16 protein-coding genes are annotated in these 15,844 nt (G+C 65.9%); 11 read left to right on the top strand and 5 right to left on the bottom strand.

What is annotated here, in order from left to right; genetic code table 11:
- Positions 1-196: 196 nt before the first annotated feature.
- Genes ATO4_RS00590 through ATO4_RS00600 form a run of 3 tightly spaced genes read left to right on the top strand, consistent with a single transcriptional unit; the run spans position 197 to position 3,039 of the window.
- Complete coding sequence (locus ATO4_RS00590) at positions 197-922, top strand: hypothetical protein (RefSeq protein WP_083589460.1); 726 nt, start codon at positions 197-199, stop codon at positions 920-922.
- Positions 923-981: 59 nt separating this feature from the next.
- Positions 982-2,268, top strand: coding sequence for a cytochrome P450 (locus ATO4_RS00595; RefSeq protein WP_083589461.1), 1,287 nt, complete (start codon positions 982-984; stop codon positions 2,266-2,268).
- 30 nt (positions 2,269-2,298) lie between these two features.
- Positions 2,299-3,039, top strand: coding sequence for an N-acetylmuramidase family protein (locus tag ATO4_RS00600; protein ID WP_139802175.1), 741 nt, complete (start codon positions 2,299-2,301; stop codon positions 3,037-3,039).
- Positions 3,040-3,048: 9 nt separating this feature from the next.
- Here the strand turns inward: ATO4_RS00600 and ATO4_RS00605 are convergent, their stop codons facing one another.
- Entirely contained in the window at positions 3,049-3,396 is a 348-nt protein-coding gene (locus ATO4_RS00605; RefSeq protein ID WP_083589463.1) for a cupin domain-containing protein, read from the bottom strand.
- A gap of 171 nt (positions 3,397-3,567) precedes the next feature.
- A complete protein-coding gene (locus tag ATO4_RS00610; protein WP_083589464.1) occupies positions 3,568-4,845 on the bottom strand; it encodes an O-acetylhomoserine aminocarboxypropyltransferase in 1,278 nt (425 codons plus the stop codon).
- A 173-nt stretch (positions 4,846-5,018) separates the two neighbouring features.
- Between ATO4_RS00610 and ATO4_RS00615 the strand changes: the two genes are divergently transcribed.
- The 4 genes from ATO4_RS00615 to ATO4_RS00630 all read left to right on the top strand — a co-directional run bounded on the left by ATO4_RS00615 (position 5,019) and on the right by ATO4_RS00630 (position 9,302).
- Positions 5,019-6,158 carry a Gfo/Idh/MocA family oxidoreductase gene (locus tag ATO4_RS00615; RefSeq protein WP_245308493.1) on the top strand — a complete coding sequence of 380 codons (1,140 nt, stop codon included), beginning with the start codon at positions 5,019-5,021 and terminating at the stop codon, positions 6,156-6,158.
- 196 nt (positions 6,159-6,354) lie between these two features.
- On the top strand, positions 6,355-6,933 hold the full coding sequence (locus tag ATO4_RS00620) for a DUF4142 domain-containing protein (protein ID WP_083589465.1): 579 nt from the start codon (positions 6,355-6,357) through the stop codon (positions 6,931-6,933).
- Between the two features lie 229 nt (positions 6,934-7,162).
- Entirely contained in the window at positions 7,163-7,618 is a 456-nt protein-coding gene (locus tag ATO4_RS00625) for a DUF2231 domain-containing protein (protein ID WP_083589466.1), read from the top strand.
- Positions 7,611-9,302: a sorbosone dehydrogenase family protein gene (locus ATO4_RS00630; RefSeq protein ID WP_083589467.1), complete on the top strand. Its 1,692-nt coding sequence runs from the start codon at positions 7,611-7,613 to the stop codon at positions 9,300-9,302. Before ATO4_RS00625 ends, ATO4_RS00630 begins: the two co-directional genes overlap by 8 nt.
- Positions 9,303-9,437: 135 nt before the next feature.
- Here ATO4_RS00630 and ATO4_RS00635 read toward each other — a convergent pair whose 3' ends face one another.
- A complete protein-coding gene (locus tag ATO4_RS00635; protein WP_083589468.1) occupies positions 9,438-10,160 on the bottom strand; it encodes a sulfotransferase family protein in 723 nt (240 codons plus the stop codon).
- Between the two features lie 455 nt (positions 10,161-10,615).
- Here ATO4_RS00635 and ATO4_RS00640 point away from each other — a divergent pair, with 455 nt between their 5' ends.
- Positions 10,616-11,773 (top strand): GGDEF domain-containing protein, encoded by a 1,158-nt coding sequence (locus ATO4_RS00640; RefSeq protein ID WP_083589469.1) that lies wholly within the window; start codon positions 10,616-10,618, stop codon positions 11,771-11,773.
- Between the two features lie 93 nt (positions 11,774-11,866).
- Here ATO4_RS00640 and ATO4_RS00645 read toward each other — a convergent pair whose 3' ends face one another.
- Both ATO4_RS00645 and ATO4_RS00650 read right to left on the bottom strand, forming a co-directional pair.
- The gene (locus tag ATO4_RS00645) at positions 11,867-12,433 is read right to left on the bottom strand and encodes a CoA-binding protein (protein ID WP_083589470.1); all 567 of its coding nucleotides are present in this window, start codon (positions 12,431-12,433) and stop codon (positions 11,867-11,869) included.
- A complete protein-coding gene (locus ATO4_RS00650; RefSeq protein ID WP_083589471.1) occupies positions 12,430-13,251 on the bottom strand; it encodes an enoyl-CoA hydratase in 822 nt (273 codons plus the stop codon). The genes ATO4_RS00645 and ATO4_RS00650 overlap by 4 nt, the downstream gene beginning before the upstream one ends.
- Before the next feature lie 572 nt (positions 13,252-13,823).
- Between ATO4_RS00650 and ATO4_RS00660 the strand changes: the two genes are divergently transcribed.
- The 3 genes from ATO4_RS00660 (at position 13,824) to rpsI (ending at position 15,456) form a co-directional block, all read left to right on the top strand.
- Entirely contained in the window at positions 13,824-14,249 is a 426-nt protein-coding gene (locus ATO4_RS00660; protein ID WP_210191001.1) for a PaaI family thioesterase, read from the top strand.
- A 257-nt stretch (positions 14,250-14,506) separates the two neighbouring features.
- Positions 14,507-14,971 carry a 50S ribosomal protein L13 gene (gene rplM, locus ATO4_RS00665; RefSeq protein ID WP_083589804.1) on the top strand — a complete coding sequence of 155 codons (465 nt, stop codon included), beginning with the start codon at positions 14,507-14,509 and terminating at the stop codon, positions 14,969-14,971.
- Positions 14,971-15,456 (top strand): 30S ribosomal protein S9, encoded by a 486-nt coding sequence (rpsI, locus tag ATO4_RS00670; RefSeq protein WP_083589474.1) that lies wholly within the window; start codon positions 14,971-14,973, stop codon positions 15,454-15,456. The genes rplM and rpsI overlap by 1 nt, the downstream gene beginning before the upstream one ends.
- The last annotated feature ends 388 nt before the right edge of the window (positions 15,457-15,844 follow it).

The following is a 15,844-nucleotide window of genomic DNA, read 5'->3' on the forward strand; positions in this document are numbered from 1 at the left end:
GCGGCGACCTTGCCGGATCCCCTGTGCGACCAGCACCGGACAGCCGCCGTCCGCCCAGGCTCGGCGATGCACGGCGATCACGCGTATTTGACTCGATTTTTCTGGTTTAACCGTGTTGCGAAATAGCGACGAGACTTCGGTACACTTTCTGTCGATTATTCTATTGTCTGCATGACGAATTCATAAGGATGATGTCATGCCGGCAAGACTGTTGCTGTCCTTCCTCAGCGCTGCAAGCAGCTTCGCAATCGCCGTCAGCCCGGCCAGCGCTGGTGGCCGCACGGTCGCCTGCTATCAGCCGGTTTCCGAGCCTGCGGCCTACGCGACCCGGGAGGAGACGGTCATCCTGCGCCCGGCGGAGACGGTCTATGACGTCGTTCCCGCCCGCTACGGCTGGAGCACCCGCGAAGTGCTCGTCGCGCCGGGCGGCGTGTCGGAAACGAGCGTTCCGGCCGAGTATCGCTTCGTCGAAAAGCAGGTGGTGCTGGAGCCGGCGCGCCTGATCCACCGCTCGATACCGCCGGTCACGCGGACCGTCGAGCAGCGGGTCGTGGTCGATCCCGGCGGCGAGCGCTGGGAATGGCGGATCATCGACGGCAAGCGGGTCTATTGCCGCGTCGCCGTTCCGCCGCGCTACGGGGTCGTGCATCGCAAGATGGTGGTCGAGCCCGGCCGCCAATGGACCGAGGTCATCCCGGCGCGTTACGGCGTGACGCGGGAAAAGGTGCTTGTGCGCCCGGCTTCGGTCGAGCGCTACGTCGTCGCGCCGCGCTACGAGACCGTGCGCGAATGGGCGGTGATCGAGCCGGAGCGCCGGATCGCGCGGATCTTGCCCCCGGAATACGGCACAAGGCAGGTGACGGTGAAGGTCCGCGACCAAGCCACGAGTTGGCGGCAGGTGCATCTGCGGGGCTCCTGCTGACGACCCGCCGAGGCCATGTCCCCCGTTGATTTCGCGCCCGCATGGCGCGATGGAACGGCATGAGCAGCAGTACCAGCACCCCCGCTTTGCCCGACAGCTTCCGCCTCGCCGCCGGACGGCTGGAGCTCGACCCGCGTGATCGGCGGTTCTTCGAGAACCCCTATCCCGCCTATGCGGCCCTCAACGAGGCCGGCGGCATCGCCCGCTGGGACCGCGTCGACGGATGGGCGATCGCCCGGCACGACCTCGTGTCTTCCATTCTCAAGGATCGCCGCTTCGGCCGGATCGTCGCCGAGAACCCGCAAGGGCGCCCGGATTTCTCCCGCAAGCCCGGCCATCTTCGCGCCTTCTACGGGCTGGAGGCCCATTCCCTCCTCGAACTCGAGCCGCCGACCCACACCCGGCTGCGCTCGCTCCTGACCAGGGCCTTCGTCGCACGCCGGATCGAACGGCTCGCGCCGAAGATCGGAGCCCTGGCCGACGAACTGATCGACGGCTTCGAGGGCCGGGCGACGGTCGACCTGATCGCCGACTTCGCCGTGCCGCTGCCGGTGCGCGTGATCGCCGACCTGATCGGCGTGCCGATGTCCTCGGCCGGCAACCTCCTCGACTGGTCGCATCGCATGGTGGCGATGTATACGCCCGGCCGGACGCGAGAGAGCGAGGACGCGGCCAATGCCGCCTCCGAAGACTTCGCCGCCTTCCTGCGGGACGTCATCGCGGCGAAGCGCCGGTCCCCTGCCGACGACCTCGTCTGCGCCCTGATCGCGGCCGAAGACGAAGCGGGGCGGCTCGACCGCGACGAGATGGTCTCCCTCCTGGTGCTGCTGCTCAATGCCGGCCACGAGGCGACGGTCCATCAGATCGGCAATGGCGCGAAGACCATTCTCGAATGTGGCGAGGCGCCGGCATCGCTGTTTCGCGACGACCGGACGAGCGAGGCGACGGTGGAAGAGACGCTGCGGTTCGATCCGCCGCTGCATCTCTTCGAACGCTACGCTCTGGAACCGCTCGATCTGCCGGGCGGCGTGACGCTTGCCCGCGGCGACAAGGTGGCGCTGCTCCTCGCCGCCGCCAATCGCGACCCGGCCGCCTATGCCGAGCCGGACCGCTTCATGCCGCGGCGCTTTCTGGACAAGGGCGCGAGGACCGTCACCTCCTTCGGCGGCGGCATCCACTTCTGCATCGGCGCGCCACTCGCAAGGCTCGAACTGAGGATCGCGCTGGAGCGGCTGTTCGCCCGCTGTCCCGGTCTCGCGCTCGCCGGCGCGCCCCGCTATCGGGACTCCTGGCATTTCCATGGGCTGGAAAGGCTGGAGGTGACGCCAGCGGGCGGCGCGATCTGACCTGATGCCGTAACTTCGACGATCACTCGATTGAAAAACTCGCAGCTGTTGTTTTTAGGCATATCGTCATGTAATCATCCCAGCATTCCCTTGCGGTATCTTGGAGTGATCGTCATGAATTTCGTTGGGACGGGCATCCGACTGACAAGCGCGGATTATCAAGACGCCGCCAATTTCCTGAAGACCGGCGTCGCGGAAATCAGGGCTGTCGTTGAAGTTGAAGCCGCGGGAAGAGGATTCTTTCCCGACAATCGGCTGAAGATTCTCTTCGAACCGCATGTTTTTTATAGACAACTCGGACCTGGAATGGAACGTGATGCGGCAGTGCAGGCGGGTGTTGCCTACAAGAAGTGGAAGACCAAACCCTACCCCAAATCGGCAGACGAGCGATATCAGCAACTCGCGACAGCCATGAATATCAATATTACGATGGCGCTGCGATCGGCCTCATGGGGGCTGCCACAGATGATGGGGTTCAACTATGCTGTCTGTGGTTACGCTGGGGTGATCAGCATGGTCGAAGATTTCAAAAAAGGCGAACGCCAACAATTAGTTGCGATGTTGAAATTCATCCAGTCCCGCGGAATCGATGATGATCTGCGCGCACATCGATGGCTGGATTTTGCCAAAATTTACAATGGACCCGGACAAGCCGTCTTCTATGCGAACAAGCTGAAAGCGGCCTATGAAAAGTTCAGCCAGCACGCTCTTGTTGCTGTCATGGCCGTGCCGGAGACCGCCGAAGACGAGGACGAAGTTGCCCTCGCTTGATCCCAAAGATCACACCTTCACCACGTAGTGCTTCTTCGTCGGCTCGACGACGCGCCAGCGGCCCTTGAAGCCGGGGCGGATGACGAAGCTGTCGCCGGCCGTCAGCTTGACCGGCTCGCCGCCCTCCTCGGTCAGCACCGAAACGCCCTCGAGGATGTGGAAGAACTCCCACTCGGTATATTCGACGTCCCATTCGCCGGCGGAAGACTCCCAGATGCCGGCGAAAAGGCCGTTGCCGTCGTCCTCGAAGTTCCAGGTCTTCTGGGTCGGGCGGCCGCTTCTGACCTTCGCCTTGTCCGGCGCGCCGGTCTCGGGCTCCATGGCCGCCTTGTCGAAACGGATGAGACGATCACTCATGCGGGCTCCTTGCTGCCTTCGTCCGCTGCAAGCCGCGGAACGCTTGTTCCGGCGGCCGACGGACGGGCGGAAATGCCCGGCAGTCGCGCTCGTTCCCGCATGGCAGGGTTGTTCAAAGGGCGGGGCCTGCGGCGCCCCACCCGTGGCTCGGGAGAAAGCTGCGGCCGAAGCTCAGGCTTTCGCCAGCGCCTGGTCGAGATCGGCGATGATGTCGGAGACTTCCTCGATGCCGATGGACAGCCGCACCACGTCCGGGCCGGCGCCGGCGGCGACCTTCTGATCGTCGGCCAGCTGGCGATGGGTGGTGGAGGCCGGATGGATGACCAGCGAGCGGGTGTCGCCGATGTTGGCGAGATGCGAGAACAGCTCCAGCGCCTCGACGAACTTCACGCCCGAATCGTAGCCGCCCTTCAGCCCGAAGGTGAAGACGGCGCCGGCGCCCTTCGGGCAGTAGGTCTGCATGCGCTGATGGCCCGGATCGTCGGGCAGGCCCGCATAGGACACCCAGGCGACCTTGTCGTGGCCCTTCAGATGCTCGGCGACCTTCAAGGCGTTGTCGCAGTGGCGCTGCATCCTCAGCGGCAGCGTCTCGATGCCGGTGAGGATCATGAAGGCGTTGAAGGGCGAGATCGCCGGTCCCAGATCGCGCAGGCCGAGCACCCGGCAGGCGATGGCGAAGGCGAAATTTCCGAAGGTCTCGTGCAGGACGATGCCGCTATATTCCGGCCGCGGCTCCGACAGCATCGGGTAGCGATCGTCGGCCGACCAGTCGAAGGTGCCACCGTCGACGATGGCACCGCCCATCGAGTTGCCATGGCCGCCCATGAACTTCGTCAGCGAATGGACGACGATGTCGGCGCCGTGCTCGAAAGGCTTGCACAGATACGGCGTCGCCATGGTGTTGTCGACGATCAGCGGCAGCTTGTGGCGATGCGCCACCTCGGCGATCGCCGCGATGTCGAGGACGACGCCGCCGGGATTGGCGATCGATTCGATGAAGATCGCCTTGGTCTTCTCGGTGATCTGGGCTTCGAAGCTCGACGGGTCGAACGGATCGGCCCACTTCACGGTCCAGTCGAAGGACTTGAAGGCGTGGCCGAACTGGTTGATCGAGCCGCCATAGAGCTTGCGCGAGGCGATGAACTCCTCGCCGGGGCGCATCAATGCCTGGAAGACGATCAGCTGGGCGGCGTGTCCCGAGGCGACGGCGAGCGCTGCCGTGCCGCCTTCCAAGGCGGCGACCCGCTCCTCCAGCACCGCCTGGGTGGGATTCATGATGCGGGTGTAGATGTTGCCGAACTGCTGGAGGCCGAACAGCGAGGCGGCATGGTCGACGTCGTCGAAGACGAAGGAGGTGGTCTGGTAGATCGGGGTCGCGCGCGCCCCCGTCGACGGGTCGGGCTGCGCCCCCGCATGGATCGCCAGCGTCTCGAATTTCGGACCGTTCATCGTCTGCCTCCCTCGCTCGCCGATCCGGGAATTCTTTCCGCCGCCGGCTGTTCGCTTTTCTGCTCCGCCTTATCATGTGAGCCGACCGCCCGGCGAGTGGGCGCCAAACCGTTTTTCGGCCGCGGACGAGCATAATGTCCCTTGCGCCATTTCCCGGAAACAGGAGCACATCCATGCCGAGCCTCGAAGGAAAGATCCGCTATGCCGTCATGCCGAGCCTCGAAGGAAAGATCCGCTATGCCGTCGTCGGTGGCGGCTGGATCTCCCAGGCCGCCTTCATGCCGGGCGTCGGCCAGACCTCCAATTCGCTGATGACCGCCATCGTCACCGGCGACAGGCAGAAGGGCGAGGAACTGGCGAAGCGCTACGGCCTCGATGTCTACGGCTATGACGAATACGAGGCGATGCTGGCGAGCGGCACGGTCGATGCGGTCTATGTCGCGACGCCGAACTTCCGGCACCGGGAATTCGCCGAGCCGGCCCTGAAGGCGGGCATCCACGTCCTCCTCGAAAAGCCGATGGAGGCAAGCGTCGAGGACGCCGAGGCGATTGCCGCGGCGGCGAAGGCCTCCGGGGCGAAGCTGATGATCGCCTACCGCCTGCATTGCGAACCGGGCACGATCGCCATGGTCGAGGCCGTCCGCAAGGGCGAGATCGGCAAGCCGCGCTTGTTCACCTCGACCTTCGCCCAGATGGTCAAGGCGTCGAACCACCGGGCCACCAGCGGCTATTGGGCCGGCCCGGTGCCGGACATGGGCACCTATCCGATCAATGCCGTGCGCAACCTGTTCGAGGCGGAGCCGATCGCGGTCATGGCCTTCGCCTCGCGGACCGACAGAGATCTCGGTTGCGACGATACCGTCAGCGTCATCTTGACCTTCACCGAAGGCCGGCAGGCGAGCTTCACCCTCTCCTATTCCTCCGAGAGCGTCGACCAGTTCTACCTCGTCGGCACGGAAGGGACGATGAACGTCTCGCCCGCCTTCGGCTTCGGCGAGGGCACCGCGATCACCTGCGAACTCACCAGAGGCGACGAAACGACCCGGCGCGAGACGGCGGTGGTCGACCAGTTCGCCGGCGAGACGGAGTATTTCTCCGCCTGCATCCTCGAAGGGCGCGATCCCGAGCCGGACGGCGAGGAAGGCCTTCTCGACATGCTCGTCCTCGCGGCGATCGAGCGGGCGATCGAGACCGGCGAGGTGCAGACGCTCGAGCCGCGCTCGCGGTCACGGCGCATCGGACCGGACCAGAAGCGCGAACTGCCGCTGGCCACGTCGCCGGACCTCGTCGGCATCGAGCTGCCGATGGAGTGAGCCCGGGGGCCGGACCCGGCCGCGACCCGAACGCAAGCGCCGGGCCGGCGACCGCTCTGCATCGTCGAGCGCCTGCGCGCGACCATCGGTGCGCGGCTAGGCGTTTGATCGGGAACCGGATTCATCGCTCTCCGCTTGAAAGGGAAGACGCGCGGGCCCTGCCGGGTCCCGTCTCACCTCAAGGGAGAAACATCCGATGAAAACCCAGTTCCTGACAATCGCGGCGATCGTCGCACTCGGCCTGTCGGCGCCGGCCCATGCCCAGACCCAGGCGGCTCCCGACGGTGGCGCGGCCATGGGCGAGAGCGCCATGGACACCGACAAGACGGCGATGCCCGCCCCGCAGAACGTCAAGACGGCGACGAACTTCGTGCCGATGGCTGCCGTCAGCAACTCGTTCGAGATTGAATCGAGCAATCTGGCCCTGACGAAGTCGCAGAACGAGGATGTCCGGGGCTTTGCGGAGATGATGGCCACCGATCACTCGAACGCGGCCATGAAGATGCAGCAGGCGGTGGAAGAGTCCGGCACCGGCCTTACCGTCCCGACGGGGCTCGACGCCCGGCATCAGACCATGCTCGACGAGTTGTCGGCCGCCGACGACAGCGAATTCGATGCCGCCTACATCGCCATGCAGCAGAAGGCCCATGACGAGGCCGTCACGCTGTTCACCGCCTATTCCCAGAATGGCGAGGACGGGCCGATCAAGACCTTCGCCGCCAATACCCTGCCGACGCTGAAGGAGCACAAGCAGATGGTCGACGCGATGAAGTGACGGCCGTTTGCGTCACGACGACAAGCCGCGCCCGCGCGTCGGCTCCGAGTGGCCGGGTGGGCGGGCCTGTCGGCGGTTCCGGATCGGAGGCGCGACGACACGGTCTCCGCGCCAGATCCGCCGGGCGGGCGCGTCCCGCCCGTCCCATTCGCCCTCCCTGCAGGGAACCTTCCACCCGCGCAGATCGTAAGGGTGACTAACATCTCCTCGACGCATTCGAGAAAGTCCCATGGCATCCGCTAGCACCGAACTGAGGACGACCGCCCTCGGCCGCCCGATCGCGAATTTCCTCGTGCCCTTTCCGGCCGTCTGCTTCACCCTCACCCTTCTCACCGACATCGCCTATTGGCAGACCGCCAATCTGATGTGGCAGAACTTCTCGGCCTGGCTGCTGCTTGCCGGCGAAGTGGTCGGCGGGCTGGCCCTCGTCGTCGGGCTGATCGAGCTTGCGGCGCGCCGGAGCGTGCGCTTGGCGTCTCCCGGCTGGGGCTACATCGCCCTCGGCGCGGTCGTCCTGGTCCTCGCCTTCTTCAACAGCCTCGTCCATGCCGGTGACGGCTGGACTGCCGTCGTTCCCTGGGGGCTGACCCTCTCCGCGATCACCGTCGTCCTCGTTCTCGTCGCGGCGATCTGGGGACGGATCGCGGCCAACCGGCGCCTTGCTGGAGTGTACTATCATGGCTAATCGACCCGCAGTCTCGCATGCGTCGCTGCTGGCGGCGACGGCCATCGCGCTCACCGGAATCCCTGCCGCGGCACAGGACGGCGGGCCCGACTTCGACGTCTCGCGGCAGATCGGCCCGGACCCTTTTCTGCCCGAGCCGGCGCAGTCGCTGCTTCCCAGCCTCAAGGTCGCGGAGGTGATCGGCTGGCAGGACGGCCAGGCGCCGAAGGTTCCGGATGGCCTCATCGTGACGCCCTACGCGACCGGTCTCGCCAATCCCCGCACCGTCCACACCCTGCCGAACGGCGACGTCCTCGTCGTCCAGTCCCGCGGACCTTCCGGCAAGCCGCAGAACCGGCCGAAGGACTTCATCCGCGGCTGGATCATGGCGATGGCCCATGGCGGGGGCGGCGGCGAGCAGAAGCCGAGCAACATCGTGACGCTCTTGCGGGATACCAACCGCGACGGCACGGTCGACGAGCGGCACGACCTCCTCACCGGGCTGAACTCGCCCTTCGGCGTCGCCTTTGCCGACGGCACCCTCTATGTCGCCGCGACGGACGCCATTCTCGCCTATCCCTATGAACTCGGCCAGACCGCAATCGCCGCCCAGCCGCGTGTCCTGACGCCGCTGCCGGGCGGGCCGATCGACCATCACTGGACGAAGGATCTGGCCCTCAGCCCCGACGGCCGTCACCTCTACGCCTCGGTCGGCTCGAACTCGAACATCGCCGAGAACGGTCTCGAAGCCGAGAAGGGCCGGGCGGCGATCTGGCAGGTCGACCGGCAGACCGGTGCGGCCCGCGTCTTCGCCTCGGGCCTGCGCAACCCCAACGGCCTGACCGTCCACCCGGAGACGGGGGAGCTCTACACCGTCGTCAACGAGCGCGACGAGCTCGGGCCGAACCTCGTCCCCGACTACATGACCTCGGTCAAGGAAGGCGCCTTCTACGGCTGGCCGTGGAGCTATTACGGCCAGCATGTGGACCCGCGGGTCCACCCGCCGCGGCCGGACATGGTGGAGAAGGCCCTTCCGCCGGACTACGCCCTGTCGAGCCACGTCGCGGCGCTCGGGCTGACCTTTTCCTACGGTTCGGCGCTTCCCGAGAAATACGCGAACGGCGCCTTCATCGGCGAGCACGGCAGCTGGAACCGCAGCTTCTTCAACGGCTACAAGGTCGTCTATGTGCCCTTCGAGGACGGCAAGCCCGCCGGCAAGGCGCAGGATGTGGTGACCGGGTTCATCGATGGCGACAAGGCCCATGGCCGCCCGGTGGGCGTGACCATCGACGGCACCGGTGCGCTGCTCGTGGCCGACGATGCCGGCAATACGGTCTGGCGGGTCGCTTCGGCGGATGGCAATGTCTCGTCCCAGCCGATCGGCTCGGACGGCCAGCGTCTCGGCGGCTCGGCCAATCGGCCGGCAGGCGTGGTCGGAGAGCAGGCGGGGCAGCCGGCCGGCGGAGCCGGCGACGATGAGGCAGCGGGTCCGGCGGCACCCGCCGCGGCCACACCGGCCGATGGGGCGAATGGCGGCCGAGAGGACGCTCCCGCAGCCTCTGCGGACGAACAGCGGAGCCGCGAGCAGCCGGCAGCTCCCACGAGCGATGAAGCCCCTCGCCCCTCGCAGACGGCGATCGCTCCGGCAACGCTGCCGGAGGGAACCCTCGAGACGGGGACGACGCCCCCGAACGCGCCCCAGTGAGGCGCTCGGCGGGGCCGGCGCGCCCTCGCCTCGCGAGACCAGCCCGATTTTACGGCCGGGGCGGCATCGTCGCTCCGGCCGTGCGCGTTTTCACCCGGGCAGGCGCTCGAAGCCCGCCATCCGGCGCGACGGGCGTCAGGCCACGAGCCGGTGGCGATAGAGCGCCTCGTAGTCCGCCCGGCAGGCCTCGGCGACCGCGCGGTGCTCGGCGGAGAGTTCCGGCATTGTCTTCGGCGGCGGTGCGAAGGTCGTCGAGGCGTTGACGCTGGCATACCAATGGGCGCCCCAGATCCCGTCCTCCGGATGGGGTCCCCGCTCCCAGCTCAGCATGTCTTCGGTGAAGGGAATGGCCAGCGCGGCGCAGAGAGCTGCCAGCGTCCCGGCCGGATCCGCCAGCACGTCGTCGGAATCGACCACGGCCGGAGGGCGCCCGGTCCGCTCGGCCTCCATCTCGAAATAGCGGCGCATCGTCTCGTATCCGAGGACTTCCGGCCGCTCGAGCCGGTTTTTCGCGGCATAGCTCGCCGCCACGCGCTCCGGCGTGCGGATCAGGAAGGCGTGGCGATGATCCGGCATGTCGGCGATCGAGATGGCGCCGACCATGTGGTGGGGCATGTGCTTCTGATACCAGATCGGCAGGTCGGCCTCGCCGCTGACGTGCCCCAGCACCGACCGGAAGTCGCAATCCATCGTCGCGACGATCTCGTCCGCCATCGGCTGGCGCTCGCCCGAGGCCTTGAGATAGGCGCCGAGGAAAGGCTCGTCGCAGACCACCGTGTCGGGCCTCGCGCCGAAGGACCGCATCATCGCGGTCGAGATGTTGCGGGGGCCGGACCACATGGCGATGCGGATTGTCATTGACGTCTGTCTCCGTTGCGACGCATGGACTGCTCTGGCCGCGACAGGGCGATGTGCGCGGGTCGGACGGGCGACTTCACACGGTCATGGCCACCCGCCATCATGCCAGGCGATTCGGGTATCGACACAGCGTAGCGCAAGTCCGGGAGAATGGCCGTCCGGCGCGGAATCTGCCGCGATCGTCCAGGCTCGGCAATCGGGCCGAGGGCGGCGTCGGCTTCCGGCGCCGTTGCGGGAACGGAGGCGGCGCCTGCCGGGAGCGACGGAAGAATGCCCGGCGTCCCGCCCGGGCTGCGGAGCCCGCCGCGTCGACGAGCCTGCGCAAAGCGTCCCATGCGGGCAGCCACCCGGCTGCACCGGGCCGATGATTGTAAGAGCGATTTAACGACAATAGCATAAACAGGCGGCTATAAGATAAACAGGCGGCTACGGTTTGTGCAGCGAGAGGACTGCGAGTGGGCGAAACGATCGGGATCTTTTCTGCGATCACCGGGCTCGTCGTCGCCCTCGCGATGGTCTGCACCCTGATCTATGCGGGCATGCGCAGCCAGTCCGCGCTGCTCTGGCTGTCGGGCGCGCTCGCTGCCGCAGCTCTCGAGATCGTCGTGTTGCAGCCGAGCGTCGAACCCGTGCTCCAGACGACGTCGGTGAGCATCCTTCTGCCTCTGGCCTATTTCTGCGGCAGCCAGGCGATCCGCCTCGCCGCGGGACGCAAGCAGTCGAGCGGCAGTTTCGTCGCGATCATTGCCCTGCTCATCTGCATCTCCCTCGTCGTGGTCGGGAGCGGGGTCGAGAACGTCTATCAGACCCTGCCCTACAAGCTCGCCGCCGCCATGGCGATCGGCGACATCCTCTGGTGCCTCGTCCGGATCCGGAACAAGAGCCTCATCGACTACGGGCTGCTGGTCGCCGTGACGGGGCTGGCGACAATCTTCGCGCTCCGTCTGCCCATCTACCCGACGATGGCGAGCGACGCGCCGTCCCTCTACGGGTTGAACCGTCCCGAGATCGAGCGGCTGCTCCTCGCAATGGTCGCTCTCGTCTCCCCCGCCATCGTGCTTCTGCTGGTCGCCAAGGTGCTGACCGCAGCCATGGCCAGCTACCGCGAGAAGTCGGAGCGCGACGAACTCACCGATCTTCTCAACCGCCGGGCCTTCGAGCGGATGGCAACGGAGATGAAGGATCGCAGCGGCGTCGTCATTCTCTGCGACATCGACCATTTCAAGCGGATCAACGATCGCTACGGCCACCGGGTCGGCGACGACGTGATCCGCGCCTTCGGCCAGCGGCTGCGGGAGATTTGTGCGAAGGCCGCAAGGATCGGCGGTGAGGAATTCGCCATTCTCGTCCCGGACGGCTCGCTCGCCGAGGCCGTGGCGATGACCAGCGTGCTGCGCGCCCGTCTGGAAGACGTCCGCCATCTGGAGATCGATCCGGAGCATCGCCTGACCGCCAGCTTCGGTGTCGCCGCCTTCTCGCCGGACCAACCCTTCCACGACGCGGTGGAAGCCGCGGACAAGGCGCTCTACCTCGCCAAGAACGCCGGCCGCGACAGGGTCGCGACTCATCCCGAAGGCCTCCTCGCACCGCGGGAAGCCTGGCGTGCCGCGTGACGTTCTGCGGGGCCGGTGCGGTGGTGCGGCTCGTGCTCGATGGCGGGACCAGCCGTGCCGATGCGATCGCGGCAGCAGCGAAGCCCGGTCCGGCTATCGGCGCGTGTTGAGCCCGAAGCTCTGATAGCCCTTGCCGAGCTTGGGTTTCCGCGATGACAGCACCCGCGAATTGACGCCGTTCCAGCCGATCTCACCGGACAGGCGGCCATATTCGATCTTCGGGCAGCGATCCATGATGACGGTCAGACCGGCGGCCTCGGCCTTCGCCGCCGCCTCGTCGTTGCGGACGGTGAGCTGCGTCCAGATCACCTTCGGCAACGGATCGAGACCGAGCGCCTCCTCGACGATGCCGGGCACGGCGTCGGAGGCGCGGAAGACGTCGACCATGTCGATCGGAACCGGGATCGACCGCAGATCCGCATAGACCGTTCGGCCGAGGATCTCCTTGCCCGCCAGCCCCGGATTGACGGGGATCACGTCGAAGCCCTTGGCAAGGAGATATTTCAGGACGAAGTAGGACGGCCGGATCTCCTTGGCGCTGGCGCCGACCATGGCGATGGTCTTCGTCTCCGACAGGATCTTGCGGATCAGCGCGTCCGGATAGGCGAGAGGGCCGGCGCCGTTCGCGCCGCCCTGCCCGATGGATGTCTCCGATGTCATTCGTGCGTCCATTCCGGCTGCCGCTTGCCGAGGAAGGCGCCGATGCCCTCCTCCGCATCCCGCGCCAGCATGTTCTCGACCATGACTCCGGCGGCGTAGTCATAGGCCTCCGACAGGCCCATCTCGGCCTGGGCGTAGAAGGCCTCCTTGCCGGTCTTCACCGTCATGGCGGATTTCGAGGCGATGGTGGTGGCGTATTTGCCGACGACGGTGCCAAGATATTCCGGCGGCACGACGCGGTTGACGAGGCCGAACTCGCGGGCGGTACGGGCGTCGATCCGCTCGCCGGTGAGCAGCATCTCCATCGCGTGCTTGCGGGTGAGGTTGCGCGACAGCGCCACCATCGGCGTCGAGCAGAACAGCCCGATATTGACGCCGGGGGTGCAGAACTGCGCCTCCTCGGAGGCAATCGCGAGGTCGCAGGAGGCGACGAGCTGGCAGCCGGCGGCAGTCGCAAGACCGTTCACCTCGGCGATCACCGGGCAGCGATGCCGGACGATCGCCTGCATCAGTTCCGAACAGCGGCGCATGGTCGTCTCGAAGAAGGCGCGGCCCCGGTCTTCGTCCGAGCGATGGGCGGTCAGTTCCTTCAGGTCGTGCCCGGCGGAGAACACCTTGCCATGGGCGGCGAGGACGACGACGCGGCAGTCGCGGTCTTCGGCCGCCGCGGCCAGCGCCGCCATCAGCGCGTCCATCATCGCGATCGACAAAGCGTTGGCCGGCGGGCTCGACAGGGCGATGCGGGTGATGCCCGGCGCCTTCTGCACCTCGATCGGATGGGGCGTGGTGTCGGGGTTCATCGGAAGGATCTCGGCCATCAATTGGAATACCTAAATCAGCTGACGTATCATGGAAGTGCCGATGCCGCGGTTAGTGGCGGCCAGTCGACGCTCGTTCAATGCAACGCCGTCAATGAACGTACTGACGACACGGCCATTTGCTCGCCACCCTTTATCCGGCTTCGTTCAGCATCCGGCTTCGTTCAGCGTCGGCGCCGCCGCAATACACGGTCTGTAGATACCAAACGAGCGCAGTGTCTCAGATCCCCTTCTGGATCTGTGAGACGAGACTTCCCACCGCCATTGATACGAAGAACAAAACGATAACGACAGTCCATCTCCACGGGAACAGATAACGAAGCTGCTTGAGGATGTTGGAGCGGAAATATGTCGAATCAGGGTAGTCCCGCCACCACACTTTCTGGATGATGAGACCGCAAGCTATGCCGAAAGCACTAGCAGTCATCATGCCGAGAAACGTAATATCTTCGTCGAACAATTTCTGGTCTCAGAGGCGCGTTTTCTGCTTCTTTTGGCAAAGCCGGTGACACCATATCGCAGTCGAGAAGCTGGCGCCAACCCTTGGAGGCGCGGGCGAACGGGAAGTGACGATGCAGCCAATCATGACACTCCGGGACCTGCAGGCGTTCCTGACTGACGAATTCCCGCAGGTGATGGGGCCGGAGAGCGGCTTCGCGGTAGAGGGAATCGGCGAGGGCTTTATCACCATGAAGCTGATCGCCGCCGATCGACATCTGCGCCCAGGCGGCACGGTGTCGGGACCGACACTCTTCACCCTCGCCGACGTCTCGGCCTATGTCGCGATCCTCGCCCATATCGGGCCCGTAGCACTGGCGGTCACCACCAACATGTCGATCAATTTCCTGATCAAGCCGCCGCCGGGAACCCTCGTCGCGAAAGCCTCGCTCCTGAAGCTCGGCAAGCGGCTGGCGGTGGTCGAGGTGGCGATCGCCGGGGAACACGACGGGACGACCGTCTGCCACGCGGTCGCGACCTATTCCATCCCGCCGCGATGAGATCCCGCGCGCCCTGCGAGGCAGCCGGATTCCGACCGCGGCAATGCGCTGCAAACAATTGCGGTAATATGATACCATGACGCTCGGAAGCCGCATTTTCAGGCGATTGCGGGCGGGTCGTTCGGCTTTCATGCGTTGACAGCCGGCCCATGTGACCGTATGGAGACGCCCAGGAAGAGCGGCCGATCGGCCGCCCTTTTCATATGGCGGCCCCGACCGGCTTGCCTCGCAACCAGATCAACATCCAGGGGCAACCCATGAAAACCTTCTCGCAGAAGTCCGAGACGGTGGTGAAGAAGTGGATCCTGATCGACGCCGAAGGGCTCGTCGTCGGCCGCCTCGCTTCCATCGTCGCGCTTCGCCTCCGGGGCAAGCACAAGGCCACCTTCACGCCGCATGTCGACGATGGTGACAACATCATCATCGTCAACGCCGACAAGATCGTCCTGACCGGCAAGAAATACTGGGACAAGACCTACTACTGGCACACCGGCTATGCCGGCGGCATCAAGGAGCGCAAGGCGCGCGAGATCCTCGAGGGGCGCTTTCCCGAGCGCGTCGTCGAGAAGGCCGTCGAGCGCATGCTGCCCCGCGGCCCGCTCGGCCGTCGCCAGCTGAAGAACCTGCGCGTCTATGCCGGACCGTCTCACCCGCACGAGGCGCAGACCCCCGAAACGCTCGATATCCGGGCGATGAACTCCAAGAATGTGAGGGCAGCCTGATGTCCCAGCTCTCGTCCCTCGAGGATCTCGGCCAGGCCGCGACAGCCGTCGCTTCGGGCCAGCCGGAAGCCCCCGTCCACGTCCAGAAGCTCGACAAGTTCGGTCGCGCCTATGCCACCGGCAAGCGCAAGAACGCCGTCGCCCGCGTCTGGGTGAAGCCGGGTTCGGGCAAGATCATCGTCAACGACAAGGACTACACCGCCTATTTCGCGCGGCCGGTCCTGCAGATGGTGCTCCGCCAGCCGATCGTCGCCACCGACCGTTCCAGCCAGTTCGACATCGTCGCCACCGTGGCCGGCGGCGGACTGTCGGGCCAGGCCGGTGCCGTTCGCCACGGCATCTCCAAGGCGCTGACCTACTATGAGCCGGGCCTGCGCCCGCTCCTCAAGAAGGGTGGCTTCCTGACCCGCGACTCGCGCGTCGTCGAGCGCAAGAAGTACGGCAAGGCCAAGGCCCGTCGCTCCTTCCAGTTCTCCAAGCGCTAAGCTTCGCCACTTTCCGCGAGGTCCATGCATCGAAGGCCGTCGGGCGATCTGCCCGGCGGCCTTTTTTCGTGCGCAGCCAACAAGGGTCGCCTTGGCGACAGTGCGATCCGAGGGTGCTTTGCCGCCGTTTTCGGGCTCCAACGGCAAGCTGTCCTCACAGCCGCGAGAGATCTGTCTTCAAATCGGAACCGTCATCTTCCCGCCGTCCGAATCTGGCACATATCGGCCTCCATCAACGAGGACGAGGATGATGGATTCTCAAGCCACTTCAGAATGTTTCGAAGAATCCTTCGAGCGGATTCGGCCACGGTCGGGACGGCGGTCCGGCCTGTCGCACGACTGCATGAAAGGCGAGCCGACGCTCGAAGAGCTGCTCGACGAGCCGATC

This window comes from Aurantimonas sp. 22II-16-19i (assembly GCF_002088275.1).
Classification (GTDB): Bacteria; Pseudomonadota; Alphaproteobacteria; order Rhizobiales; family Rhizobiaceae; genus Jiella.